This window comes from Pseudonocardia sp., from assembly GCF_035305885.1.
Lineage (GTDB): Bacteria > Actinomycetota > Actinomycetes > Mycobacteriales > Pseudonocardiaceae > Pseudonocardia.
Genome location: NZ_DATGOP010000124.1, coordinates 1 through 24,364, shown reverse-complemented (window position 1 = coordinate 24,364; position 24,364 = coordinate 1). Strand labels below are relative to the sequence as shown.

The following is a 24,364-nucleotide window of genomic DNA, read 5'->3' as shown; positions in this document are numbered from 1 at the left end:
GATGCATCAGCTCAATGTGATGGATCCTCCCGGTCGAGGAGGACCAGCGCGGCGAGCACCGGCAGCGTGGGGCCGAACAGCGCCGGCCCCACCGCGAGCGGGAGCGCGACGAGGGGGGCCAGCAGCAGCGCGGCGAGCAGCAGCAGTCCCCGGCGGGGTGAGCCGAAGCCGAACACGAGCGCCCGGGCCCGCCAGCCGGCGGGGTCGTCCGGGTCGCGCCCGGCGACCGCGGCGAGGGCCAGGTGGTAGACCGCGAACGCGGCGAGGCCGCCGACCTGCACCGCGAGCAGGGGGACGGCGATCGGCTCGGGCCGCCCGGCGAGGAACGCGATCGCCGCCAGCATCGCGGCCGGGGCGGCCGTGGCCAGGAGGGCGTGGCGCCACAGCGCCCGCCAGTACCCCGGGAAGGCGGCGATCACGCCGGTGAAGACCCGGGTGTCGTCGTCGCGGCGCCACCGGTGCAGGGCCGCCGCGACGGCCGCGAGCGCGGGCAACCAGGTCACCACCCCGAGCGCGAGCAGGCAGAACGCCGCCCCGGCGAGCGCCGGGTAGCCGACCCACTCGAGCCCCCGCAGCGCGGCGCCCGCCCACCCGGCTCCCACGAATCGCACCTCGTTCCGATGAACGGCGCGTTCGTCGGAACCTATCCGACCGGCGGGCCGCTCGCCGGAACGGGCGGGGCCGGGAGCGGGGGTCACAGGCGGGTTTCCCGCTCCCCGGCCCGCAGGATCGTGGCCTCGTCGGTGAAGCGGACCTGCTCGTCGCCGAAGTCGACCCCGTCCCCGATCGCCGTGGCCCGGGCCGGTTCGGGCGCGAGCGAGCGCGTGGGCTCCAGCGCGGTGAGCAGCGCCGCCTCCTCGACGCGGGGCGTGCTGATCCGCAGCGTCCGCAGGGTCTTGGTGATCTTCAGGCTGGGCGTGCTGCCGGTGGGGTTGGCCTCGATGGCGGTGTCGGTCTGCTCGACGCGCAGGCCGGGGGTGAGGCTGGTCAGCCACGCCATCCCGGAGCCGGAGCGGACCGCCCAGCGGCCGTCGGCCGGCTCCGCGGGCCAGTCGCTGTGCAGCAGGAACGTCCACTCGCGCGGCTCGTCGGCGGCGAGCCGATCCCGCAGCACGAGCCGGCCGCGCGGGGTGACGACGAACGTGCGCTCCACCCGGCGCACGCCGAGCGCCGGGTCGAACATCGCCGCCGACTCGGCCACCGCGCGCACCCAGCCGTCTCGGATGACGACGTCGCGCAGCCGCGGCTGCGCGGTGAACGGCAGGTCCTTGTAGACGTGGTAGCGCCCCTCCCCCGCCCAGCCCTGCCCGTCGACGAGCACGAGGTTGTGCTCGGCGGCCCGCTTGGCGTTCGAGTAGCCGCAGTCGACGGCGAGGAAGGCACCGTGCGCGGTGAGCACGAACCCGCCCGCGTCGGGGTGGTGGTGGCCGGCCGAGAGCGTCTCCCAGCCGCGCTCGCGGCGGAACCGCTCGGCCGTCTCCCACGCCGTGTGCCCGCCGCCGGGGGCGGCCTTGAAGCTGACGAACACCGCGTCGTCGGCCCAGGAGGTGCGGGCGGTGACCTGGCCGAGGTCGGGGAAGTACGCCGCGGTCGGCTCACCGGCCGGGTCGACCGGCTCGACGGTGGGGTCGTACCAGAGCAGCTCGTAGAACGCCTCCGGCATCACGCCGGGCTTGACCCCCGACGCGTAGGCCTCGCGCCAGAAGTGGCGCTCGGCCACCCGGTTGGCGAGCCACTGGGCGCGCCCGTCGCGGTAGGCCGCGGCGAGCCGGTAGTAGAGCGCGACGCTGTGGCCGCTGCGGCGGTCGTGGCAGTCGCCGTGGTCGACGTTCTCCTCGAACCCGGGCGCGCACTGGTGCAGCCGCCACGTGAAGGTGTTCGCCATGAACTCCCCGCGCCGCCACCAGTCGACGCCCTCGGTGCGCTGCAGCAGGTCGAGGTAGATCGCGAGCCACGGCACGCCGTAGCGCCAGTAGACGACGCCCTCGGAGTCCGACCCGTCGGCCGGCATGAGGTCGAGGACCTGGGCGAAGTTGTCGCGCGCCCGCGCGGTCCACTCCGGGCGGTCCAGCGCGTAGCCGGCGGTGGCGAGCCCGGCGTAGCAGATCCAGTTGTGGTTCTGCCAGAAGCTGGACGACCACCAGCTGCCCTCGGTCTCGATGGCGAAGTCGTAGAGCCGCTGCCCCTGCAGCTCGAGCTTGTCCCGCAGCGCGGCCGCCCGGTCGGGCGCGAGGTCGTCGCGCAGCCACGAGTAGGCCAGCGACAGCCCGTGCAGCAGCCAGCCCGCGTCGAGGTCGTGGTCGGGCATCTTGGCCTTGCCCCAGTGCGGGTAGGAGATCGCCGTCGCGATCCAGCGCCACGCCTCGTCGAGGTAGCCGCGCTGGCCGGTGAGCCGGTGGGCGAGCGCCAGGTTGGCCGCGGCGGGGCCGAAGTAGGTGATGCTCGCGGTGGGGTGCTCGGGCGGTGGGGTCTGGCCGCGGTACCAGTCGCACTGCTCGGCCAGGCGCCGCCACTGCGCGGCGCGGGTCGAGGTCAGGGAGGCGCGCAGGTCGTCGAGGCGGCCTGCGATCAGCAAGGGTTCCACGTTCCCACCTGGTAGGTCGATCGGGAGGTGGGGATCACGCTCCCGCCGGTCTCCTGGACGGCCCTGACGCTCGGGTGGCGGCGCCGGGTCGCCGCCACGCATCCCGCTGACGGCGGGCGCGGTCGAGTTCGGCCTCGAAGCCGGAGATGATATACGCGTGGTGCGGATGATCGATGTAGCCCGTGAGGCGGGCGTGTCAGCCATGACGGTGTCGAACGTCATCAACGGACGGCCCGGGGTGAGCGCCGACACCCGGCTGCGCGTGCTCGAGACCATCACGAAGCTGGGCTACCGGGTCAACCTCGCCGCTCGCCACCTGCGCGCGGGCCGAACGGGCGCCGTCGGCCTGATCGTCCCGGACATCGACCGCCCCTATTACGCGCAGCTCGCCAGCCGGCTCGCGAAAGGCGTGGAACGCCGCGGCCTGCACCTCGTGGTCGAGCGCACCGGAGGTGACGCCGAACGCGAGCTCGAGGCCATCTCGTTCGGCCGGCTGCGGATGTACGACGGCGTCGTCATCAGCCCGCTGCGCGTCGACGCCGCCGACCTCGAGCGACTGCACTTCGAGACGCCGGTCGTGTTCATCGGCGAGCGCCCCGTGCCGACCACGTTCGACCACGTGATGATGGACAACGTCGGCGGCGCCCGACAGGCCACGCGGCAGCTGCTCACGACCGGTTCGCGGCGTATCGCGATCATCGGGGGCCGGCACGACGACCACGTCGACGACATGCCGTCGCTGCGCACCCGCGGGTACCGGCAGGCCCACACCGAGCTGGGCGTCGAGGTCGACGAACGGCTCGTGGTCGAGGTCGGTTCCTTCGCCCCCGGCTCCGCCGCGGCGGCGCTGAAGCAGCTGCACGAGGCCGGCGTCGCGTTCGACGGGGTCTTCGCCCTCACCGACGCCGCCGCCATGGGTGTGCTGCGGGCACTGGCCGATCTCGGCATCGACGTGCCGGGCGAGGTCCAGGTGATCGGGTTCGACAACGTCGAGGAGACCGAGTTCCTGGTCCCTCGGCTGTCGTCGGTCGAGCCGGGCAACGACGCGATGGCCGCCCAGGTCCTCGAGCTGCTCGATCGCCGCATCGCCGCAGCCCACGACGACGAGCAGGCCGCACCGGCGCCGACGACCACGGTCGTGACGGCGCGGCTGGCCCTGCGCGAATCGACCCGCTGAGCGGTGTCAGCCCTCCCCCGGCCGGATCACGAGCCGCCCGGGTCGGCCGCGCCGAACCACGACGTCACTCGGTCGCCCCGAGGTTGAAGAAGGACTGTTCGTCGGGCGGGCGGATGTCGTAGACGGCATCGTCGAACAGCCGCATGGGGTGGGGTGTGAACGGGTGCCGCGCGATCTCGTCGAGGTCGAGCTCGATGCCCAGGCCGACGCCGTCCGGGATCATGACGTCGCCCTCGTCGGTCAGGGTGAGGCGCTCGTTGGTGATGCGCGGGCGCCAGGGCACGTCGGTCGCCATGATCTCCAGGTAGCGGAAGTTGGGCAGCACCGCCCCCAGCTGCAGCGTCGCGGCGGTGCTGAGCGGCCCGCTGGGGTTGTGCGGGGCGAACCCGACGTAGTTCGTGGCCGCCAGCGTCGAGATGAACGCCAGCTCGGCGATGCCGCCGGCGTGGGTCACGTCGGGCTGGACGTAGTCCACCGCCTGGCGGGCCAGCGCGGGAGCGAAGCCCTGCCGGCCGTACCACCGCTCGCCGGCGGCGATGGGGACGGGGGAGGCGCGGCGGATGTCGACGAGCGCGTCGAGGTTGTCCGGCGGGCACGGTTCCTCGAACCACACGGGTTCGAACGGGGCGAGCTCGCGCGCGATCTGGATCGCGTGCCGCACGTCGAAGCGGCCGTGACCTTCGATGAACAGCTCGACGTGGCGCCCGACGGCGGAGCGCACGGCGTCGACCTGCGCGAGGACGCGGTCGAGCTGAGCCGTGGTGATGGTGAGGTGGTAGTTCTCGAACGGGTCCCACTTGAGACCGCGGAATCCGATGTCGACGGTCCGGCGTGCGGCGGCCGCGTAGTCCTCGGGCGTCACCGCGCCGGAGAACCAGCCGTTGGCGTAGGCGCGCACCCGGTCGCGGGTGGGGCCGCCGAGCAGCCGCGCGACGGGCACGCCGAGATCGCGGGCGGAGATGTCCCACAGCGCCATCTCGAGCGAGCTCAACGCCGTCATGATGACCGGGCCACCGCGCCAGTACCAGTCGCGCGTCAGCTCGTCGATGGTGCCGGCGATGCGGGTGGGATCCAGGCCCACCACGGCCTCGGCGAGCTCCGCCACGGCGCCCTGCACGGCCCGCTCCTTGCCCTCGAGCGTCGCTTCGCCCAGGCCGACGATGCCTTCGTCGGTCGAGACCCGCACGATGACGAGGTTGGTGCGGTAGAAGTCGACGACGAGCGTGTCGACCGACGTGATCTTCATCCGGATCAGCCCTTCACGGCGCCGGCGGTCATGCCGGCCACCACGTACTTCTGCGCGAACAGGTAGAAGGCGACCGCGGGCAGCGTGAACAGGAACGCCACCGCCATGACGGTCTGGACGGGGGTGCCGACCTCGCCGATGAAGCTCGCGATGCCCACGGAGGCCGGTTGCCGGTGCGGCGCGTAGATGAACGTCACCGCGAACACGTACTCGTTCCAGGCGTGGAAGAACGCGATCACCGCGGCGGCCGCGATGGACGGGGCGATGAGCGGCACGTTGATGCGCACCAGCCTGGTCAGCGGCCGGGCGCCATCGATCATTCCGGCCTCCTCGAGCTCGCGGGGGAGGGCGTCGATCGAGCCCTTGAGGATCAGCGCGACGATCGGCAGCACGAACGCCGAGTTCGCCAGGATCAGGCCGACCAGTGAGTCGAGCAGGTCGAAGCGGTTGAACAGGGCGAACAGCGGCACCACCATGAGCGCCTCGGGCAGCATCTGCGTGAGCAGCAGCACCACCGTCATGACGACCTTGCCCCGGAACGAGTAGCGCGACAGCGCGTAGCTGAGCGGGAGGCCCAGGCCGATCGACAGGGCGGTCGTGCCGGCCGCGACCACCAGGCTGTTGCGCAGCCAGCCCACCACCTCACCCTCGGCGAGGGCATCGGCGAACACCCCGAGCCGCGAGAGGTCGGGCAGCAGCCGGGCTTCCTCGGCGAACAGGTCGGCGTTGCTCGACAGCGCCGTGACGAACATCCAGTACAGCGGGAAGACCGCGATGCCCAGGACGACGAGGACGGCCACCACACGCAGGCCGACACCCATGCGGAACCGGCTCACCGCAGTTCCTCCTTCGCGGCGCCGCGGGCGACGAACCTGCTGCCGGCGATGACGATGAGCGAGATGACCACGCCGACCATGCCGATCGCGGCCGCCGTGCCGAGTTGCTTGGAGTCGAAGGCCTGGGCGTAGAGGTCGATGACCAGCGTCTCGGTCGCCCCGACCGGGCCGCCCTTCGTCATCAGCCAGATGAGCTCGAAGCGCCGGATCGACCAGATCGTCATGAGCAGGGCGAGCAGGCCCACGGTCGGCTTGATGACCTGCCAGGTCACGGCGCGGAACGTCCACCACCGGCCGGCGCCGTCCATGATGGCGGCCTCGGTCAGGTCCTTCGGCACCGCCTGGAGGGCGGACAGCAGCACCACGGACGTGAGCGGGAACAGCTGCCAGACGGTCGTGACCAGGATCGCCGGCAGGGCGTAGGTCGGGCTGTCGAGGATCGCGCCGCCCGGCACCCCCAGCCCGATGGCGTCGAGGAAGCGGTTCACGATGCCGTACTGGGGGTTGAGCATCCAGGTCGCGATCAGGGCGACCGCGATGCCCGGGGCGGCCCACGGCACGGTGACCAGCGCGCGCACCACGCCGCGGCCGCGGAAGCCGCGGTTGAGCAGCAGCGCCACCAGCAGGCCGGCCCCGACCGACCCCACGACGCAGGCGACCACGTAGATCAGCGTGATCAGCAGCGTCCGGTGGAAGCCGTCGTCGGCGAAGATGCGCGCGTAGTTGTCCAGCCCGACCCACGTGCTGCGGCTGGGGTTGAGCAGGGACGTCCGCGTGAAGCTCAGGTAGACCTCCTGAGCGAGCGGGACGGCCTGGAAGAGCGCGATGAACAGCGCTGCCGGCGCCAGGAACAGGTACGGCGTCCAACTGCTGCCCAAGGCGCTGCGCCGCCCGCGCCCGGCGGGGGACTGCGGCGCTCTCGTCTTCTCGAGCACGGTCATCGAGTGGGGGTCCTTCGTCCGGTGGGACGGTGCCGGGGCGGGCTGCCCACCCGCCCCGGCACCGCCGGTTCAGCCGACCAGATCGGTCGCCTGCTCCTGAGCGTTGTTCAGCGCGGTCTCGAGATCGACCTGGCCCTGCAGGGCGGCGATGACGTTCTGCACGACGATCTTGCGGATGTCCGGCGTCTGCGCCTCGAAGCCCAACACGATCTGCGGGAGGCTGGACTCGGTGAGCTCGTCGAACACCGGCAGGAACGGCAGCTCGCTCAGCGACTCCGGGGTGCGCTCGGTGGCCGTGGCGACGCTGCTCGCGCCGAGGATCTCCTGCAGGCTCGTCTGGTTCTCCGGCTGGAGGGCCCATTCGATGAACGTCGCGGCCTCCTCCTTGGCCTCGCTCGCCTCGTTGATGACGATGGGCGCGAGGATGGCGCCCTGGCTGCGGACCGGGAACGGGATGGGCGCGACGCTGAAGTTCAACTCGGGGCTCTCGGCACGCAGGTGGGTGGCGTAGCCGCCGTTGTTGAGCTCCATGCCGACCTTGCCCTCGGCGAACATGCGGCGGAAGGTGGCCGCGTCGGCGCCGCGGGGGATGACGTTCGCGTCGTACAGGTCCTTGTAGGCCTGCAGGCCCCTGAGGTTCTCCGGCTTGTTGATCGTGAGGTTCTCCCCGTCGGACCAGGCGCCGCCGAAGCCGTAGACGTAGTTGAAGATGTCCTGCCAGACGCCAGCCTCCTCGGCCTCGGTGTGCCGGAAGGCCAGCCCGAAGACGTCGCCCGAGGTGAGCGACTGCGCGGTGGCGAAGAACTCCTCGTAGGTCGTGGGCGGCTCGGGGATCAGGTCGGCGTTGTAGAACATCGCGTAGTTCGACGCCTCGAAGATGATCCCGTGCCGGACGCCGTCGTGGACCATGAACCGGTCCGGCTGCTCGAGCAGGTCGTACCGGCTCACGTCGATCAGGTCGTCGAGCGGTGCGAGCAGGCCGGCATCCGCCGCGGCCTCGAACTCGGGCATGTCGAAGCGGATCAGGTCGGGGCCTTCGCCGCCGCCCATCTGCGTCAGGACGGTCTGGCCGAAGGTCGGGTAGGGGATCGAGGCGGCCTCGACCCGGATCTCGTCCTGGCTCGCGTTGAACTTCTCGAGCCACTCCTCGAGCTGGGGCCCGCGGCCCGGGTCGCCGAACGTCGAGGCGGCGAAGGTGAGCGTCGTGACGCCGCCCTCGGAAGCGCCGGAACCGTCCCCGGAGCCGTCACCGGAGCCGCATGCGGCCGAGACGGCGACGACAAGGCCGAGGACTGCCGCGACGACCGTGGCGCGGCGAACGCGAGGTTTCCTCATCGGGTGCTCCTCAGGGAAGGGATGCTGCTTTAGCGTTAAAGCCGCGCAACGATCGTAGGTACGTGCGCAACGGTGTCAAGTCGGTGATTGCCTGTGGCTGGACACGGTTGCATATCGAGGTGACCGCACCTCGAGGCGACGGTGGCTCAGGCGGTCCAGCGGACGATCGAGCCCGCCTACGACGCGGTGAAGCTGCCGTCGCGGTCCAGCCCCACGCGCCTCGTCGAGGTGGCTCGTCGAGGCGGCCGGCGATCAGCAGCGGTCCTGCGTGCCCACCCGGTAGGTCGATCGGAAGGTGACGGCGGCGGCGTCCTCGGCCACCCAGTCGACGTGGGTGCGGGTGCGCTGCGGGTCGTCCGCGGGGCCGGGGCCGGGGCGGGCGGCGAAGCGCGCGGGCACCGACGCGGTGTGGGTGCCACGCAGGGAGCCGTCCCACACCGTGGTTGCCGACCCGTCCGGGCCGATCCGCACCGAGAGCGGCACGTCGGGCCGCAGGTGCGCCGCGATCCGCCGGGGCCGGTCGGCGGTGACGGTGAGCTCGTCGTGGAGCGCGCCGTCGGGGGCGAGCGCCACCCGCCGCACCGCGCGCACGCCGTCGTACGCGCCCGCGCAGGCGACGGTGACCCCGTCCGGGCCGGTCTCGACCAGCTCCCCCGCGCACTCGGCCTGGTCGAGCCCGTCGACCGAGAACGCGGGGTGGGCCGCGGTGGAGGCGTAGTGGCGCCGCCACCCGGCGTGCCCGTAGGGCACCTGACCGGGGTCGGGTTGCCAGGCGACCCGGTCGCCGTAGAGGTAGAGCGACAGCGTGTCGAGGTGGCCGTGCGCCCCGCCGTGCGGCCCGTAGTCGACGATCGCGTGGATGCCGCAGGCCGCGTGCAGGACCGCGTAGCCCGCGTCCGGGTACACGGTGACGGGCCGCCGCGGCGCGGGGGTGAGGTCGAGCTCGGCGAGCTCGCGGTCCCACTCCGCGCGCCGGTACGGGCCGTCGTGCAGGGACGGCAGCAGTCCGCCCGGGGTGACGAGCACCCGCAGCACCTCGGCCGCCCGCTCGATCCGCGCCTGGACCGCGGCGGGCACCTTCACGCCGGGCACCGCGGCGATCGCGTGCCGGTAGGCGCGCAGCACGAACGAGTGGTAGTAGGTGCTCGCCTCCCACTCCCAGCCGTCGGGGTGGGTGGCGGCGAGGACGTGGGCGAAGATCCCGTGCGGGCCGTCGAGCCACTCCGGCTTCCCCGTGCACGCCGCGCCCGCCGCGTCCAGCCAGGCGGTGTAGTTGGAGCGGAACCGCCCCTCGGCCACGAGGGTGTCGCGGGCGGCGCGGGCGGCGTCGGCGAGCCCGGCGGTGAGCCGCGGCACGGGATCGCCGAGCAGCCGGGCGGCGCGCCCGATCGTCACGGCCCAGATCGCCTCGGTGAGCGCCTGGTGGAACAGCCGTCCGCGCAGCATCCAGTCCGCGGCCCCGTCGTGCTCCCTCGCCCCGAGCGCGGCGTAGCGCTCGGCGTACTCGCGCAGCAACGCGACGGCGGCACCGCGCTCGTCCGGCGTGCCGCCCGCGGCGGCGAGGATCGCCCGCGCGCACGCCTGGTGGGCGAGCACGGTCCACGCGCCGCGCACGTCGGCGGTGTCGATCCGGCATCCGTGCGGGCACGGCGCCCCGCCCTCGGGGAACTCGCCGCTGAGCAGGCCGACGTGCTCCAGCTCCACGCCGTGGGCGGGGCAGACGTAGTGGTGCCACCACCCGCCCCGCTCCCGCGGCAGGACCGCGACCGGGTTCACCGGTACGCGACGCCGCCGTCGATGTCGATGGTCGCGCCGTTGATGAACGAGCCCGCGTCCGAGCAGAGCCAGACCACCGCACCCGCGACGTCGGCGACGGTGCCGCCGCGGCCCACCCCGATGCCCGCGATCATGGCCTTCTGCGCCTCGGGCGGGGTGAACGTGTCGTGGAAGGCGGTGCCGCCGATGAAGCCGGGGGCGAGCGCGTTGACGGTGATCCCCTCCGGCCCGAGCTCCTTGGCCAGGCCCTTGGTGAGCCCGACGACGCCCGCCTTCGCCGCGGCGTAGACGGCCCCGCCCGGGCCGCCGCCGTTGTGCGCGGCGAGCGAGGCCATCGTGACGACCCGGCCCGCGGTGCCGGCCGCCTTCAGGTGCGGGATCGCCGCCCGCACGGTGCGGAACGTCGACCCGAGGTTGACCTCGACGACCTTGCTGAAGTGCTCGTCGGTCATGTCGGCCACCGGGGAGCGGCCGACGAGGTGGCCCGCGTTGGTCACGACGATCTCCAGGCCGCCGAGGAAGCCCACGGCCTCGTCGACGAGCCGGTCGACCTCGGCGGTGACCGTGACGTCCGCGCCGATCGCGGTGGCCTTGCGCCCCAGCGCACCGATCCGCTCGACGACCTCGGCCGCGGGCCCGGCCGAGCGCCCGTGGTGCACGACGACGTCGGCGCCCGCGGCGGCCAGCGCCTCGGCGATCCCCGCGCCGATGCCGTGGCCGGCGCCGGTGACCAGGGCGCGTCGTCCCGTCAGATCGAAGCTCACGCGATCTCCTTCTTCCTACTTGATCCCTGCCGTGGCGAAGCCCTGCACGAAGTAGCGCTGGGTGAACAGGAACAGCACGATCATCGGCACGGTGGCGAGCACGGTGCCCGCCATCAGGTACTCCCAGAGCGTCCGCTCGGTCTGCTGGAACGCCGCGAGCCCCACCTGGATCACCCGCAGCTGGTCGGTGCGGGTGACGATGAGCGGCCACACGAAGTTGTTCCAGCTGTTCTCGAACGTGATCAGCGCGACCGTCGCGATGGCGGGCTTCATCAGCGGCGTCATCACCCGGGCGAAGATGCCGAACTCGCCGAGCCCGTCCAGGCGCGCGGCCTCCTCCAGCTCGCGCGGCAGCGACAGGTAGAACTGGCGGAACAGGAAGATCGCGAGCGGGGTGACCGCGCCCGGCACGATCAGCGCCCACCACGAGTCCAGCCACCCGCTGCCGCCGCGGCCGAGGAAGTCGTTGCCGCCGAAGAACGGCATGGTCTTGGCCAGCAGGTACTGCGGCACGATCTTGGTGAACGTCGGGATCATCATCGCCGCCAGCACGAACACCAGCGCCGGCGTGCGCCCGCGGAACGGCAGCCGGGCGAGCGCGTACCCGGCCATGGCCGCGAGCGCCACGTTGATCGCGGTGTGGCTCACGGCGATGACCATGCTGTTGCGGAAGTACGTGCCGAACGGGGCGAACCCGAGCGCGTCCGGGTAGTTCACCCACTGCCACACCGACGGCAGGACCGTCGGCGGGTACGACATGACCTCGGCGTGCGACTTCAGCGAGGTCAGCACCATCCACACGAACGGCGCGACCATCGCGAGCGACAGCGCGACGAGCACCGCGTGCAGGAGGATCCGCCCGGGCCGGGGCGCACCCCCCAACCGCCCCGGCCCGGGCCCGCTCGGCACGGGCGGCGCGACCGGGGCCGACGTGCCCTCAGGCGACATCGTCCCTCCCGGTGAACCGCCTGCCGACGATCGTCAGCACGAGCAGGAAGACGAACAGCACGACGCTCTGCGCGCTCGCGACGCTCATGTCGAAGCGCTGGAACGCCGACTTGTAGATCTCGTAGGTCATCACGGTGGTGGAGCCCGCCGGGCCGCCCTCCGGGGTGAGCACGTAGAACTGCTCGAACACCTGGAACGACTCGATCAGCGACACGACCAGCACGAAGAACGTGGCCGGGCCGAGCAGCGGCAGCGTGACCGCGAAGAAGCGGCGGACCGGACCCGCGCCGTCGATCTCGGCCGCCTCGTAGAGGTCGTGCGGGATGCCCTGCAGCGCGGCGAGGTAGATGACCATCTTCAGGCCGATGCCCTTCCAGACGCTCATCAGGATCACCGACGTCATCGCCCACGCCGGGTCGGAGGTCCACGCCGGGCCGCGCACGCCGAACCAGGACAGGACCCAGTTGAACAGGCCGATGTTCGGCTCGAACATCCACATCCAGACCAGCGCGATCGCAACGGTCGCGGTGATGTGGGGCATGAAGACCGCGGTGCGGTACCAGGCCCGCGCCCGCAGGTTCGTGTTCAGCAGCACGGCGATCACCACGGCGATCGCCATGGCGACGGGCACGGTGAAGAACGTGTAGACGACCGTGTTCCAGACCGCCGTCCACCACACCGGGTCGCGGAAGATCGCGACGAAGTTGTCCAGGCCGGCCCAGGCCATCGTGCCGGCGAGGATGTCGTAACGGGTGAACGCGAGCACGAACGTCGCGACCGTGGGGACACCGATCCACCACGCCAGGTGCAGCATCCCCGGCGCGAGCATGAGGTAGGCCGCCCGGCGGCGCTCGTGGCCGAGCGGGCGCGACCGCCGGTGCGCCCCGGCCACCGCACGGGTGGCCGGGGGCGCCGCCGTCGGAGCCGCCATGCTCAGCGTCCCGCCAGCGCGGCCGACGCCTCGGCCGCGAGGTCGTCGAGGGCCTGCTGCGGGCTCTTCTGCCCGAGCAGGGCGCTCTCGATGGCGGGCTTGAACTTGTCGCGGATCTCGAGCCACTGCGGCACGCCGCCCTCGGAGTGGGCGTGCTCGAAGTTCTGCATCGCGAACTGGATGGCCCCGTTCTGCTGCACGAACTCCGACGACTCCAGCGACTTGAGCGACGGGATGTTGCCGCGCTGCTCGTTCGCCGCGAGCACCGGGCCCTCGGAGGCGAGGAACTCCGCGAGCGCCCTGGCCGCCTCCGGGTGCTTGCTCTGCGCCGACACCGTCGCGAGCGTGCCGCCCTGGAACATCGCGGGCCGCTCGTCGGTGATCACGAAGAACCCGAGCTTGTCCTCGGCGATCAGCTCGGGCGCCTCCTCCTGGATCTGGGTCCAGAAGTGGTGGTGCCCGACCGCCATCGCGGCGCGGCCCTGCGCCATCACGTTGCCGGTCGGCGAGTTGGGCGTCGTCCAGCCGACGTCCTCGCTGCGGTCCACCTGGATGACGTCGGCCATCGTCTGCAGCGCCTTGACCCCCGCGGGCGAGTTGAACGCGGGCGAGCCGTCCGGGCCGAACAGCTCGCCACCCGCGGCCCACAGCATCGTGAGGAACGCCTGGCGCGGGTCGATGCCGAGCACGTCGAGGCCCGCCACCTGCAGCGTGCCGTCCGGCGCCCGCTGGGTGAGCCGCTTGCCGTACTCGCGCAGCTCGGCGAAGTTCTTCGGCGGTTCGGTGATGCCGGCCTGGGCGAACAGGTCCTTGCGGTAGATGCCGATCCGGGTGTCCATCATGATCGGCAGCGCGTAGACCTTGCCCTCGTGGACGCCCGCGTCCACGGCGCGCTCGTAGTAGCGCGCGCCGAGCTCGGCGGGTTCGAGCCCGAGGTCGGCGAGCACGCCCTTCTCCGCGAACGGCGGGATCCACCCGGCGCCCATCAGCATCACGTCGTAGGGCTGGCCGCTCGCGATGGAGGTGGTGAGCTTCTCGTTGAGCTTGCCGTAGGTGGTGTAGTCCGGCTTCACGGTGACGCCCGGGTGCTGGGCCTGGAACGCGGCCAGCTGCTCCTCGAGCACCGCCGCCCCGTCGGCCCCTTCGAAGATCGGGGTGAGCAGGCTGATCTCGCCGCTCACGGTGCCGTCGCCACCGCCGCCGGACGGTGCGGGTCCCCCGCACGCGGCGAGGGCCACGAGGCCCGCCGCTGCGGCCGCCACGGCCCGCAGGACGGACCGGTGTCGGATGGTCATCGTCGAGCTCCCCTCCACTGCGGTGTGGATCGGCCGGCCGGGTGGCGCTCACCACTGCAACGTTGCACCATTGCAACGATGCACCAAACTAGGTGCACCCCCATGCCGTGTCAACGCTGGGTCAACGCCGAGTCGACGCCGGGTCAACGACGCCGAGTCGGCACAGGGCCAGCACTGGGTCGGCACTCGGTCCGCACCGGGTCAACGATCGACATCGGGCGGGGATGTGCGACGACGGGAGGCGCCGTGAGTGTGACGATCCACCAGGTCGCCGCTGAGGCGGGCGTCTCCCCGAGCACGGTCTCCAACGTGCTCAACGGCCGGTCCGACCGGATGTTGCCGCAGACCAGGGAGCGGGTCGAGGCGGCCATCGCCCGCCTCGGGTACCGCCCCAACGGGCCGGCCCGGCAGCTGCGCACCGGGCGGTCCCACGTGCTCGGGCTGGTCGTGCCGTCGGTGGCCAACCCGTTCTGGGGCACGTTCGCCCGCCACCTGGAGGCGGCCGCGCTGCAGGCCGGCTACCGGGTCCTGTTGTGCAACAGCGAGCGCGACCCGGGGCGGGAGCGCGGGTACCTCGAGGAGCTGTGGGCCGACGGGGTGCGCGGCGTCGTGCTGTGCTCGTCGCTGCCCTCGCTCGAGCACGTGCTCCCGCTCGTGGACCGCGGACTCACCCTCGTCGCGTTCGACCGCACGGCCCAGGCGGGCGACCCGCCGTCGCTGGTGAACATCTCGGTCGACAACGCGGTCGGCGCCGAGCTCGCCACCCGCCACCTGCTCGAGCTCGGCCACCGCAGGCTCGCGTTCGTCTCCGGTTCGCTGCGCAGCGTGAACCGGCGCGCCCGGTTCAGCGGCTTCGAGGCGGCCCTGGAGCGGTTCGGCCTGACCGCCGAGGACGCGGTGGTGTGGTCCGGCGGGGTCGGCAACACCGACACCGACGACTACGGCGACCTGGACTTCCCGGAGCTCGGCCGCGCGGCGGCCCGCGAGCTGCTCGGCGACGGACGGCCACCCACGGCGATCGTCGCGATCAACGACATGTGCGCGCTCGGCATCTGCGCGGGCGCCCGCGACGCCGGCGTCGCCGTCGGCACCGACCTGTCGGTGGTCGGGTTCGACGACATCGTGCTCGCCGACCTCGCCACCCCGCCGCTCACCACCATCCGCCAGCCGCTGCCCGCGATGGCCGACGCCGCGTTCGCCCACCTCAGGGCTGGGGTGGAGGGGCGTGCGGAGCGGCCGAACGGCGGTTCGCTGCTGCTGCGCCCCGAGCTGGTGGTGCGCGGATCGACCGGCCCGGCGCCGCAGGTGGAGCCGGATCGGCCGCGGCAGCGGCGTCGCTAACCTCCCCCGGTGCAGGTTTCCCACGCCGACGGGCGCACCGGGTTCCTCGACGCCCTGCAGCAGCTGCGCGCCGCGGCCGCCGGGCTCGACGACGACCAGCTGCTCGCCACCAGCCGCTGCCGCGGCTGGACCGCGGGTGACGTGCTCGTGCACGTCCACCTGGGCCTGCAGGAGATGCTGCTCGGCGTCGTCACCCCCACCGACCGGGCCGCCGACACCGACGCCGCGAGCTACTGGGGCCGGCCCGCCGGGCAGCGGTCGGCCGCGGGGCCCGGGGGCCACATGCGGTTCGTCCGGGCGGTGGGCGCGGCCTACCAGCGCCCGACCGGGATCGTCGCGCACCTGATGCCCACCGTCGGCGCCCTCGCCGCCGCCGTCGACGCGCTGGGCGAGGGCGTCGTCGCGACCCAGGGCCTCGCCATGCGGACGGGGGACTTCCTCGCCTGCTGGGCCCTGGAGCTCACCGTCCACCACCTCGACCTCGCCGCCGAGCTCACCCTCCCGGCGCCCGCGCCCTCCGCGCTGGGCCTCACCCGCACCACCGTGGAGGAGCTCGCCGGGGGCCCGTTGCCGTGGGACGACGAGACCGCCGCGCTGATCGCCACCGGCCGGGTGCGGCCCGACGACGAGCAGGCGGCCGAGGCCGGGCCGCTCGCCGACCGCCTGCCCGTGCTCGGGTGAGCCGCCGGGGAATCACCGCAGGTCAGCCGGATGCGCCGCCCCTGCATGCGCGCCGGGGAGATCGCGGTTAACGTCGGTACCGTGCGGAGGCGTGTGATCCTTCGGTGCGTCGGGTTGCTGCTCGGTCTCTGCCTGCTCGCGGGCGTGCTGGTCGCGGGCGTGACCTACCCGCTCGTCGCGGGCGCCGGCCTGGTGGCCAAGCAGGCCGGCGACAGCCTCACGGGGCTGTCCACCGAGCTCAGCGACGGGGTGCTCCCGCAGACCACCACGATCACCGACAACCGCGGCGACCCGATCGCCTGGGTCTTCTCCCAGGATCGCGACCTCGTCACCCTCGACCAGGTGTCGCCCGCGATGATCGCGGCGCTCATCGCGGTGGAGGACCGGCGCTTCTTCGAGCACGGCGGCGTGGACTGGCCCGGCACCCTGCGGGCCGTCGTCGCGAACACCGCAGCGGGTGACATCGAGCAGGGCGCCTCGACGATCACCCAGCAGTACGTCAAGAACTACACGCTCTACGTGCTCGCCAACACGCCCGCCGAGCAGCTGCGCGCGGTCGAGCAGACCCCGGAGCGCAAGCTGCGCGAGGTGCAGATCGCGCTGCAGCTCGAACAGCAGCTCGACAAGAACGAGATCCTCACCCGCTACCTCAACACCGTGTTCTGGGGCAACGGGGCCTACGGCATCGCCGCCGCCGCCCGCACCTACTTCGACACCACCCCCGACCGGCTCACGATCCCCCAGGCCGCGCTGCTCGCCGGCATGGTGCGCTCCACCAGCGGGTTCGACCCGGTGCGCCGCCCCGAGGCCGCACGCGAGCGCCGCGACCTCGTCATCCGGCTCATGCACGAGCAGGGCATGATCAACGAGGAGCAGGCGGAGGCCGCGCTCGCGAGCCCGCTCGGCGTGGTGTCCCCGCTCAAGACCCGACCCAACGGCTGCGTCGGCGCGGGCGACAACGGCTTCTTCTGCAGCTACGTGCTGCACTACCTGGAGAGCGCCGGCATCCCCCGCACCCAGCTCGCGGCCGGCGGCTACACGGTGCGCACCACGCTCGACCCGGACGCGATGGCCGCCATGAACGCCTCGCTCAAGGCCCAGGTGCCGCCGGACTCGCCCGACGCGGCCAACGTCATGGCGATCGTGGAGCCGGGTGCCGAGAAGCACCGGGTGCTCGCGATGGGCTCCAGCCGGGTCTACGGGCTCAACGCCGCCGCGCGCGAGACCAGCTACGGCCTGCCCTACGAGCCGGTCAACCTCGGCGCGGGCTCGGTGTACAAGGTCTTCACCGCCGCCACCGCGCTGGAGAAGGGGCTGGGCATCGAGACCCAGATCGAGGTGCCGCCCTCGGGGTACGCCTCCCCGATCTACCGCGACGGCGCCGGCCGGCCGATCCCCGTGCAGAACTCGAGCAGCTACGCCCCGCGGCTCTCGCTCACCGACGCGCTCGCCCAGTCGCCCAACACCGCGTTCATCCGGCTCGAGGAGTTCACCGGCGTGCCGCCCGTGGTCGACATGGCGGTGCGGCTGGGCATGCGCTCGCTCGCCACGACCCCGTTCGTCGACCCGGCCACCGGCCGGCGCACCGACCGCTCGATCGCCGAGGTCGCCAAGGCCCAGAACCAGGCCTCGTTCACCCTCGGCGTCACCCCGACGAGCGTGCTGGAGCTCGCCAACGTCGGCGCCACCCTCGCAAGCGCGGGGCGGTGGTGCCCGCCCAGCCCCATCGAGTCGATCACCGACCCGGCGGGCAACCCGGTGGAGGTCACCGAGGCCCCGTGCGAGCAGGTCGTCGAACCGGGCCTGGCCAACACGCTGCTCACCGGGATGAGCAAGGACGACAAGCCGGGCGGCACGGCCGCGGGCGCCGCTGCCCAGGTCGGCTGGAACCGCCCGATGGCGGGCAAGACCGGCACCACCCAGGCCCACCAGTCCGCCGCGTTCCTCGGGGTGGTGCCGCAGGTGTCCGGCGCGGTGATCACGTTCGACAACTCGGCGCACCCCCGGCCCCTGTGCGACGGGGAGGGGGCGCCGTTCGCCTGCCGCAGCGGCAACATCTTCGGCGGCAAGACGCCCGCCCAGACCTGGTTCGGCACGATGACCGCGCTGCTCGCCGACGACCCGGTGCTCCCGCTGCCGCCCACCGACCCCCGCTACGTCGAGGGCGGCGAGGCCACCCGCATCCCGGACGTCATCGGCCGTCCGGAGGCCGAGGCCCGCGAGCGGCTCGAACGCGCGGGCTTCCCGGTCACCACCGTCACCGTCGACAACGCCGCCCCCGCCGGCACGGTGATCGGGCAGTCCCCGCAGGGCACGGCGCTGCCCGAGGAGACGATCACCCTGCACATCAGCAGCGGCTCGGTCCCGCCGCCGCCCCCGCCGCCGGGCGCGGGCTGAGCGACGGCCGTACCACCGCGGGCCCGACCACCGCGGGCCCGACCACCGCGGGCCCTACCACCGCGGGCCCTACCACCGCGGGCGTAGCTGCGAAGCCTCCGCCGGTCCGACGCCGCGCGCGGTGCGCCGGTCCAGCATCGAGGGCATGACGACACCCACCCCACCCGCCGAGCCCGCTCGGCCCACCGGCATCCGCGCCTCCGACGCCGAGCGGGAGGCCGTGGCCGCCCGCCTGCGCGACGCCGCGAGCGCGGGCCTGCTCACGATCGCCGAGGCCGACGAGCGGCAGGCCGCCGCCTACGCGGCCGTGACCCGCGACGAGCTCGCCCCGCTGACGGCCGACCTGCCCGCCGAGGAGCACCCCACCGAGGAGCTGCCGGGCCCCGCCCGGCGCGGGCGGCGCGCCGGTCCGCTCACCCCGGCGGCGCGCCGGTGGCTCGCCGTGCACGCCTCGATCGCCGGTTTCCTCGCCGCGTTCCTGGTGACGCGCTGGGCGATGGACCCGGCGCCGTGGTTCTGGCCGGTGTGGCCGATCTTCTGGCTCGGGATCAGCCTGCTGGTGCACCGTCGCTTCGCCTCCCGTGCGGCGGGTCCGGCCGCGCCGCCCGCGCCGGTGTGACGGGCGGACGCGCTCAGGGCCGGGCGCTCGCCACCAGCAGCCGCGCGCCCGTGGCGCCGCCGGCGAGGGCGAGCCGCGTGCCCGGGCCCGGCTCCGACCAGGCCGTCCGGCGGGCCCCGACCGGGGTGCCGGCCACCGTCGCGTCGCCCTCGACCACGAGGGCGAACGCGCGGTGCTCCGCGGGCACGGGCAGCTCGAGCACCGCGCCGGGCTCCAGCGTGACGAGCACGACCTGCGCGGGCGCGGCGGGCCGGGCGGGCCCGGCGACGCCGTCGACCCAGCCTGCGAGCACGTCGATCTCGACGCCGGGGCGGACGATGCGCGGGCGGTCGGCGGCGCGCAGCTGCTGGTGCCCCGGCGCCGCCGACCGGGCCTGCGCGGGCAGGTCCCGCCACAGCTGCAGGACGTGGGCGTGCCCGCCCGCGGCGGCGACCTCGCGGTGGGTGATGCCGCGGCCCGCGGTCATCCACTGCGCGTCGCCCGCCCGCAGCACGCCGGCGCCGCCCGCGTCGTCCTCGTGCTCGAGCGCCCCGTCGAGCACCACCGTGACGGTCTCGATGCCGTGGTGGGGGTGCCAGTCGAAGCCGGGCGCGGTGATCCGGTCCTCCGACAGCACGAGGAACGGAGCCGTCCGGGCCGGGTCGTGCGGCCGCACGTGCAGCCACTTGTCGTCGACCTCGGCGTCCGGCCCCGCGTGCAGGGCCTCCTCGACCCGGACGACCGTGCGCACCGTCAGCCGCCGACCAGGTTGCCGACCTGCTGGATGACGGTGAGCACCGCGAGCACGCCGAACAGCAGCACCGACCACACCAGGGCGCCCACCCGGAACCCGCGGATGCGGATCGGCTCCGGCAGCATCTTCTTGTTGATCACGATGAGCAGGCCGGAGTAGATGAACATCATCGTGCCGCCGACGCACGCCGCGATCACGGCGAGGACGATCGGCTGGGACATCCCGGCCGAGATCACGATGATCCCGAGCGCGGCGAGCCCCCACACCAGGCCCGCGTAGAGCTTGCTCTCGTTGACGTCCGGGAAGTACATCGTCTTCAGCACGTCGGCGGCGAGCCGGCTGGTGTAGTCGACGATGCCCAACGCGGCGGCGAAGAGCGACACCGCGCCGACCACCCAGAAGAAGTAGCCGAACCACGTGCCGACCCGCTCCATCAGCACGTTGCCCTCGACCTGCAGGAACGAGATGTCGTTCTGCACGTCGGGGTGGCCGAACACGGTCGCGTACGCCAGCAGCGACATGAACACGATCGAGACGAACGAGATCAGCACGAACGTCCACAGCTGCTCGCGGTTGGCGAACCGCCACCAGCCGCGCCAGTGCGCGAGGTTCTCCTCGGTCGGCGCGAACACGTAGCCGACGCGGCCGCGCGCCTCCGGCTCCCCGGTCAGCGGCGAGACGATCTTCGGCACGTAGTGGCCCATGCCGAAGCCCTTGTCCCGGATCCAGTTGCTCTGCACCAGGTTCTGGCCGCCGCCCGCGCCGGCGAAGGCCAGCGCGCCCATCAGCGTGGCGAACCCGAGCTCGGCGGCCGGGAACTGCGCCTCGGTGACGATCGTCGGCACGTCCGCCCAGGCCCCGCCGATCGCGAACACCGCGCCGACGACGACCAGCAGCGCCACCGCGGCGACCTTCAGCATCTGGGCGCGTTCGAGGGCGTTGTAGACGATCGGGGCGAGGGTGAGGATCGCCCCGACCAGCACGAGCAGCACGATCGCGATGATCGAGGCGTCGCCGCCGAAGATGTAGGAGAACAGCGTCCCGGAGCTCGTGACCCACGCCGGCCAGAGGTTCGCGAGGTAGGCGAGGATCGCGAACACCAGGCCCCAGTGCCGCCACATGCGGCTGAACCCGGTGAGGGCGGTCTCCCCGGTGGCGAGCGTGTAGCGCTCGATCTCCATGTTGAGGAAGTACTGGGTGATCAACCCGATCAGCGCCGCCCAGACGAACCCGAGCCCGATCTGGGAGGTGATGTAGGGGAAGAGGATGAACTCCCCGCTGGCCAGCCCGACCCCGGCGGCGATGATGCCGGGGCCGACGTAGCGCCACTGGTTCAGCGGCGGCGCGGGCAGCTCACGGACCTGCGGTGGTGGCAGGTACCGGGTGGGGAACGGGGTCGACGGGTCGGTCGACACCGCGTCGTCGCGTTCGGCGGACATGGCTGGTTGCCTTTCCTTCACGTCGTGCGAGTCGGTCCTCGGGCGCGCCGCGGACGAGCGTCAGCGCTGCAGCCTCAGCGCCGCAGCCGCAGCGCCGCAGCCGCAGCGCCGCAGCCTCAACGCCGCAGCCTCAACGCCGCAGCCTCAGCGCTGCACGTCGTCTCCGGCGCCGAGGAGGTCCAGTTCGTGCGGCCGGGGGGATGCCTCCCAGTCCCCGGGCACGGTCACGGCGAGCGCCCCGGTGACGGCCGCGGTGCGCAGCCCCTCCTCGGGACTGCGCCCGGTCAGCCGGCACGCGAGGTAGCCGGCGACGAAGGCGTCGCCGGCGCCGACGCTGTCGACGACCTGGACCGGCACCGCGGGCACGTCGATCAGCTCGCCGTCGATCAACGCGGTGGCGCCGTGTCTGCCGCGTTTGATCACGACCTCCCGCGGGCCCAGCTCGGCGAGCGCGGTCGCGAGCTTCTCGGGGCCGGTGCGGTCGTCGAGCTCGAGCGCGATGCGCGCCTCGTCGTCGCCGGCGAACGCCATGTCCGCGCCCGCGACCAGCTCCCGGAACACCGGCGCGGCGGTGGCGGGGTCCCACAGCCGGGACCGGTAGTTGAGGTCCACCGACACCGGGACGCCCGCGGCGCGGGCCCGCCGCAGCGCCGCGCGGACGGTCGCGGCCGGCCCCTCCCCCAGCGCCGGGGTGATCCCGGTCAGGTGCAGCACGCCCGCCTCCTCGACGACGCCCTCGGGCACGTCGGACGGCTGCAGGTGCGAGCCAGCGCTGCCGTGGCGGTAGTAGGTCACGTTCTGCACCGAGCCGGTGCGCCGCTCCCGCAGCATGATCGCGGTCGGCGCGTCGTCGCGGTGGACGATGGCGCGCACCCGCTCGCCGAGCAGGTGCCGCTCGACCAGGTCGCCGATCGGGTCGCGGCCGAGCCGGCCGATCCAGGTCGCCGGCACCCCGAGCCGGGACACGCCGATCGCCACGTTCGACTCGGCGCCGCCCATGGACAGCTTCATCCCGCTGGCCAGCGACAGCGGGCCCACGTCGTCGGCGACGAGCAGGCCGAGCGTCTCGCCGAGGGTGACCAGTCCCCCGCCACTCGGTCCCCCGCCACCGGCTGCGCTGCCGGTCACCGGGCCGCCGGTCACCGGGCCGCCTCGAGCGCCGCGGCCGCCCGCTCGGCGAGAGCGCGCAGGTCCCCGTCGGGGGTCAGCGCGTCCCCGATCAGCGGGCCGCCCATCCCGACGGCGACGGCCCCGGCCGCGAGCCACTCGCCGATCGCGTCGATGCCGACCCCACCGGTGGGCACCACCGGGATGTCCGGCAGCGGCGCCCGCACGTCCTTGAGGTAACCCGGGCCGAGCCGCCCGGCCGGGAACAGCTTCACCGCGGTCGCGCCCGCCTGCCAGGCCGCGTTGATCTCGGTGGGCGTGAACGCGCCGGGGTAGCTGGCGATCCGGCGCCGCAGCGCGGCCGCGATCACCTCGGGCTCCACCGACGGGGACACCACGAAGCGGGCGCCCGCGTCCACGCTGCGGTCGACGTCGGCGGCGGTGAGCACCGTGCCCGCACCGACCTCGACCTCGGGCGGGACCCGGGAGGCGAGCCGCTCGACGACGTCGAGGGCGCCCTTCGTGGTCAGCGTCAGTTCGAGGCTGCGGATCCCCGCCTCGACCAGGACGTCGACGACGGCTTCGGCCCGGTCGGCGTTCTCGGCGCGCAGGATCGCGACGACGCGGGTGGCGGCGAGCCCGGCGCCGACGGGAACGCGGTCGGGTTCTCGTGCGCTGGATTCGGTCACAGGCGGAGGTCCCCCTTCCTCGGGCGCCGGAAACGGAATCCCGCACGGCACCGGCGGCGTTTCACGTAGCGGAAAAAAGTTTCACTACGGCTCGGAGCATGATGAACGCCCGGCGGCCCGACGACAAGCGTCCACGGCGCCGCGCCGCGTGATCTCCGACTCGCCGGGCTGTCCGGACCGGTCCGCAGAAGCGTCCAGCCCTGTTCGCCCCCGCGTCACCCGCGCGTGGCGGGACCGGAAACCCGCGCGGCCCACCCTCGCTGCCGACCGTCCCCCGGCAGGCCAGAGGAGCTGTCCCGATGATCCCACCCCTGCGGCTCGCGGCGAGCGCGTGCGCGGCCCTGCTCGCGCTCACCGCGTGCGGCGAGAGCGCGCTCGACACCCCCGCCCCGGCCGAGCGCGCCGGCACGCTGGTGTTCGCCTCGATCCCCTCCGAGGAGTCGACCTCCCTGCGGCAGAGCTACGAGCCGATCATCGCGATGCTCGAGCAGGAGACCGGCGCGACGATCGAGTTCCAGAACGCCACCGACTACGCCGCGGTGATCGAGGGCATGCGGGCCGGGCAGATCGACATCGCCCTGCTCGGCCCGTTCTCCTACGTGCTCGCCAAGCGGCAGGACCCCGGCATCACCCCGGTCGCCGCCGTCGTGGACGGCCCCGGGGACCAGCCCGGCTACCGGTCCTACGCGATCACCACCCCCGGCTCCGGGATCACCGACCTCGCCGGCTTCGCCGGCCGCACCGTCTGCTTCGTGGACCCGAACTCGACCTCCGGCTACCTCTACCCCACCGCCGGGCTGATCGAGGCGGGGGTGGACCCGGCCGCGGACATCACGCCGGTGTTCGCGGGCGGGCACGACGCGTCCGCCCTCGCCGTCGCCGGCGGGCAGTGCGAGGCGGGCTTCGCCCACGACGGCATGGTCGACAGCCAGCTCGTCGAGTCCGGGCAGCTGCAGCCCGGGCAGCTCACCGTGGTGTGGCGGTCGGAGATGATCGTCGGCTCCCCGATCACGGTGGCGAGCGACGTCGACCCGCAGCTGCGCCAGGTGATCGCCGACGCGTTCGCCCAGAAGGCCAACGTCGACTACCTGACCGGCAACGGCTTCTGCGCCTCGGCGGCGGAGTGCCCGGTCGGCGAGGACTCCGGGTGGGGCTACGCCCCGGTCGACGACGCCCTCTACGACGGCGTGCGCCGGGTCTGCGAGGTCACCGAGGCCGAGTCGTGCACGAGCCTGAGCTGACCGCGATGACGGCCGCACCCGACAAGGTCATCGAGTTGGCCGGCGTCCACAAGCGGTTCGGGCCCGGCGCCCACGCCCTCGACGACGTGTCGCTCACCGTGCACGCGGGCGAGGTCGTGGTGCTGCTCGGCGCGTCCGGCGCGGGCAAGTCCACGCTCCTGCGGCACGTCAACGGCCTCCACCGGCCCTCGGCGGGCGAGGTCCGCGTGCTCGGCACCGACGTCGCCGCGGCGGGCGGCGCGCAGCTGCGCGGCCTGCGGCGGCGCATCGGCATGGTGTTCCAG

General features: G+C 73.3%; 22 protein-coding genes. 7 read left to right on the top strand and 15 right to left on the bottom strand.

The window, feature by feature from the left end; all coding sequences use genetic code 11:
- Positions 1–11: 11 nt before the first annotated feature.
- Positions 12–602: a hypothetical protein gene (locus VKZ81_RS28390; protein ID WP_324244783.1), complete on the bottom strand. Its 591-nt coding sequence runs from the start codon at positions 600–602 to the stop codon at positions 12–14.
- Positions 603–694: 92 nt separating this feature from the next.
- A complete protein-coding gene (locus tag VKZ81_RS28385) occupies positions 695–2,584 on the bottom strand; it encodes a DUF4962 domain-containing protein (RefSeq protein ID WP_324244782.1) in 1,890 nt (629 codons plus the stop codon).
- 166 nt (positions 2,585–2,750) lie between these two features.
- On the opposite strand from VKZ81_RS28385, the gene VKZ81_RS28380 reads away from it, so the two are divergent.
- Complete coding sequence (locus VKZ81_RS28380) at positions 2,751–3,761, top strand: LacI family DNA-binding transcriptional regulator (protein WP_324244824.1); 1,011 nt, start codon at positions 2,751–2,753, stop codon at positions 3,759–3,761.
- Between the two features lie 64 nt (positions 3,762–3,825).
- Here VKZ81_RS28380 and VKZ81_RS28375 read toward each other — a convergent pair whose 3' ends face one another.
- The 9 genes from VKZ81_RS28375 to VKZ81_RS28335 all read right to left on the bottom strand — a co-directional run bounded on the left by VKZ81_RS28375 (position 3,826) and on the right by VKZ81_RS28335 (position 13,833).
- The gene (locus VKZ81_RS28375) at positions 3,826–5,007 is read right to left on the bottom strand and encodes a mandelate racemase/muconate lactonizing enzyme family protein (protein ID WP_324244781.1); all 1,182 of its coding nucleotides are present in this window, start codon (positions 5,005–5,007) and stop codon (positions 3,826–3,828) included.
- Between the two features lie 5 nt (positions 5,008–5,012).
- A complete protein-coding gene (locus VKZ81_RS28370) occupies positions 5,013–5,843 on the bottom strand; it encodes a carbohydrate ABC transporter permease (RefSeq protein ID WP_324244780.1) in 831 nt (276 codons plus the stop codon).
- On the bottom strand, positions 5,840–6,784 hold the full coding sequence (locus VKZ81_RS28365; protein WP_324244779.1) for a carbohydrate ABC transporter permease: 945 nt from the start codon (positions 6,782–6,784) through the stop codon (positions 5,840–5,842). The genes VKZ81_RS28370 and VKZ81_RS28365 overlap by 4 nt, the downstream gene beginning before the upstream one ends.
- A gap of 69 nt (positions 6,785–6,853) precedes the next feature.
- Positions 6,854–8,119, bottom strand: coding sequence for an ABC transporter substrate-binding protein (locus VKZ81_RS28360; RefSeq protein WP_324244778.1), 1,266 nt, complete (start codon positions 8,117–8,119; stop codon positions 6,854–6,856).
- Between the two features lie 252 nt (positions 8,120–8,371).
- Positions 8,372–9,895 (bottom strand): heparinase II/III domain-containing protein, encoded by a 1,524-nt coding sequence (locus tag VKZ81_RS28355; protein WP_324244777.1) that lies wholly within the window; start codon positions 9,893–9,895, stop codon positions 8,372–8,374.
- Positions 9,892–10,659: an SDR family NAD(P)-dependent oxidoreductase gene (locus tag VKZ81_RS28350; RefSeq protein ID WP_324244776.1), complete on the bottom strand. Its 768-nt coding sequence runs from the start codon at positions 10,657–10,659 to the stop codon at positions 9,892–9,894. Before VKZ81_RS28350 ends, VKZ81_RS28355 begins: the two co-directional genes overlap by 4 nt.
- Positions 10,660–10,674: 15 nt before the next feature.
- A complete protein-coding gene (locus tag VKZ81_RS28345; RefSeq protein ID WP_324244775.1) occupies positions 10,675–11,607 on the bottom strand; it encodes a carbohydrate ABC transporter permease in 933 nt (310 codons plus the stop codon).
- Positions 11,597–12,538, bottom strand: a complete 942-nt coding sequence (locus tag VKZ81_RS28340; protein WP_324244774.1) for a carbohydrate ABC transporter permease — start codon at positions 12,536–12,538, stop codon at positions 11,597–11,599. Before VKZ81_RS28340 ends, VKZ81_RS28345 begins: the two co-directional genes overlap by 11 nt.
- Positions 12,539–12,540: 2 nt before the next feature.
- Entirely contained in the window at positions 12,541–13,833 is a 1,293-nt protein-coding gene (locus VKZ81_RS28335; RefSeq protein ID WP_324244773.1) for an ABC transporter substrate-binding protein, read from the bottom strand.
- A gap of 246 nt (positions 13,834–14,079) precedes the next feature.
- On the opposite strand from VKZ81_RS28335, the gene VKZ81_RS28330 reads away from it, so the two are divergent.
- The 4 genes from VKZ81_RS28330 to VKZ81_RS28315 all read left to right on the top strand — a co-directional run bounded on the left by VKZ81_RS28330 (position 14,080) and on the right by VKZ81_RS28315 (position 18,871).
- The gene (locus VKZ81_RS28330; protein ID WP_324244772.1) at positions 14,080–15,174 is read left to right on the top strand and encodes a LacI family DNA-binding transcriptional regulator; all 1,095 of its coding nucleotides are present in this window, start codon (positions 14,080–14,082) and stop codon (positions 15,172–15,174) included.
- Between the two features lie 9 nt (positions 15,175–15,183).
- Positions 15,184–15,855: a maleylpyruvate isomerase N-terminal domain-containing protein gene (locus VKZ81_RS28325; protein WP_324244771.1), complete on the top strand. Its 672-nt coding sequence runs from the start codon at positions 15,184–15,186 to the stop codon at positions 15,853–15,855.
- Between the two features lie 93 nt (positions 15,856–15,948).
- Complete coding sequence (locus VKZ81_RS28320; RefSeq protein ID WP_324244770.1) at positions 15,949–18,252, top strand: transglycosylase domain-containing protein; 2,304 nt, start codon at positions 15,949–15,951, stop codon at positions 18,250–18,252.
- 145 nt (positions 18,253–18,397) lie between these two features.
- A complete protein-coding gene (locus VKZ81_RS28315; RefSeq protein WP_324244769.1) occupies positions 18,398–18,871 on the top strand; it encodes a DUF1707 SHOCT-like domain-containing protein in 474 nt (157 codons plus the stop codon).
- A gap of 13 nt (positions 18,872–18,884) precedes the next feature.
- Here VKZ81_RS28315 and VKZ81_RS28310 read toward each other — a convergent pair whose 3' ends face one another.
- The 4 genes from VKZ81_RS28310 to VKZ81_RS28295 all read right to left on the bottom strand — a co-directional run bounded on the left by VKZ81_RS28310 (position 18,885) and on the right by VKZ81_RS28295 (position 22,839).
- Positions 18,885–19,601, bottom strand: a complete 717-nt coding sequence (locus VKZ81_RS28310; RefSeq protein ID WP_324244768.1) for a pirin family protein — start codon at positions 19,599–19,601, stop codon at positions 18,885–18,887.
- Between the two features lie 2 nt (positions 19,602–19,603).
- On the bottom strand, positions 19,604–21,043 hold the full coding sequence (locus VKZ81_RS28305; protein ID WP_324244767.1) for an Nramp family divalent metal transporter: 1,440 nt from the start codon (positions 21,041–21,043) through the stop codon (positions 19,604–19,606).
- A gap of 144 nt (positions 21,044–21,187) precedes the next feature.
- Positions 21,188–22,186 (bottom strand): sugar kinase, encoded by a 999-nt coding sequence (locus tag VKZ81_RS28300; protein WP_324244766.1) that lies wholly within the window; start codon positions 22,184–22,186, stop codon positions 21,188–21,190.
- Positions 22,183–22,839: a bifunctional 4-hydroxy-2-oxoglutarate aldolase/2-dehydro-3-deoxy-phosphogluconate aldolase gene (locus tag VKZ81_RS28295; protein ID WP_324244765.1), complete on the bottom strand. Its 657-nt coding sequence runs from the start codon at positions 22,837–22,839 to the stop codon at positions 22,183–22,185. The genes VKZ81_RS28300 and VKZ81_RS28295 overlap by 4 nt, the downstream gene beginning before the upstream one ends.
- Before the next feature lie 299 nt (positions 22,840–23,138).
- Here VKZ81_RS28295 and VKZ81_RS28290 point away from each other — a divergent pair, with 299 nt between their 5' ends.
- Positions 23,139–24,080 carry a phosphate/phosphite/phosphonate ABC transporter substrate-binding protein gene (locus tag VKZ81_RS28290; protein WP_324244764.1) on the top strand — a complete coding sequence of 314 codons (942 nt, stop codon included), beginning with the start codon at positions 23,139–23,141 and terminating at the stop codon, positions 24,078–24,080.
- Between the two features lie 5 nt (positions 24,081–24,085).
- The coding region (locus VKZ81_RS28285; protein ID WP_324244763.1) for an ATP-binding cassette domain-containing protein at positions 24,086–24,364 on the top strand (279 nt) is incomplete at its 3' end.

Coding starts and splice junctions, on each gene's coding strand:
- VKZ81_RS28340 (WP_324244774.1), bottom strand. CDS start 12,538: ATGGCGGCTCCGACGGCGGCGCCCCCGGCCACCCGTGCGGTGGCCGGG.
- VKZ81_RS28345 (WP_324244775.1), bottom strand. CDS start 11,607: ATGTCGCCTGAGGGCACGTCGGCCCCGGTCGCGCCGCCCGTGCCGAGC.
- VKZ81_RS28290 (WP_324244764.1), top strand. CDS start 23,139: ATGATCCCACCCCTGCGGCTCGCGGCGAGCGCGTGCGCGGCCCTGCTC.
- VKZ81_RS28360 (WP_324244778.1), bottom strand. CDS start 8,119: ATGAGGAAACCTCGCGTTCGCCGCGCCACGGTCGTCGCGGCAGTCCTC.
- VKZ81_RS28315 (WP_324244769.1), top strand. CDS start 18,398: ATGACGACACCCACCCCACCCGCCGAGCCCGCTCGGCCCACCGGCATC.
- VKZ81_RS28305 (WP_324244767.1), bottom strand. CDS start 21,043: ATGTCCGCCGAACGCGACGACGCGGTGTCGACCGACCCGTCGACCCCG.
- VKZ81_RS28375 (WP_324244781.1), bottom strand. CDS start 5,007: ATGAAGATCACGTCGGTCGACACGCTCGTCGTCGACTTCTACCGCACC.
- VKZ81_RS28365 (WP_324244779.1), bottom strand. CDS start 6,784: ATGACCGTGCTCGAGAAGACGAGAGCGCCGCAGTCCCCCGCCGGGCGC.
- VKZ81_RS28380 (WP_324244824.1), top strand. CDS start 2,751: ATGATCGATGTAGCCCGTGAGGCGGGCGTGTCAGCCATGACGGTGTCG.
- VKZ81_RS28335 (WP_324244773.1), bottom strand. CDS start 13,833: ATGACCATCCGACACCGGTCCGTCCTGCGGGCCGTGGCGGCCGCAGCG.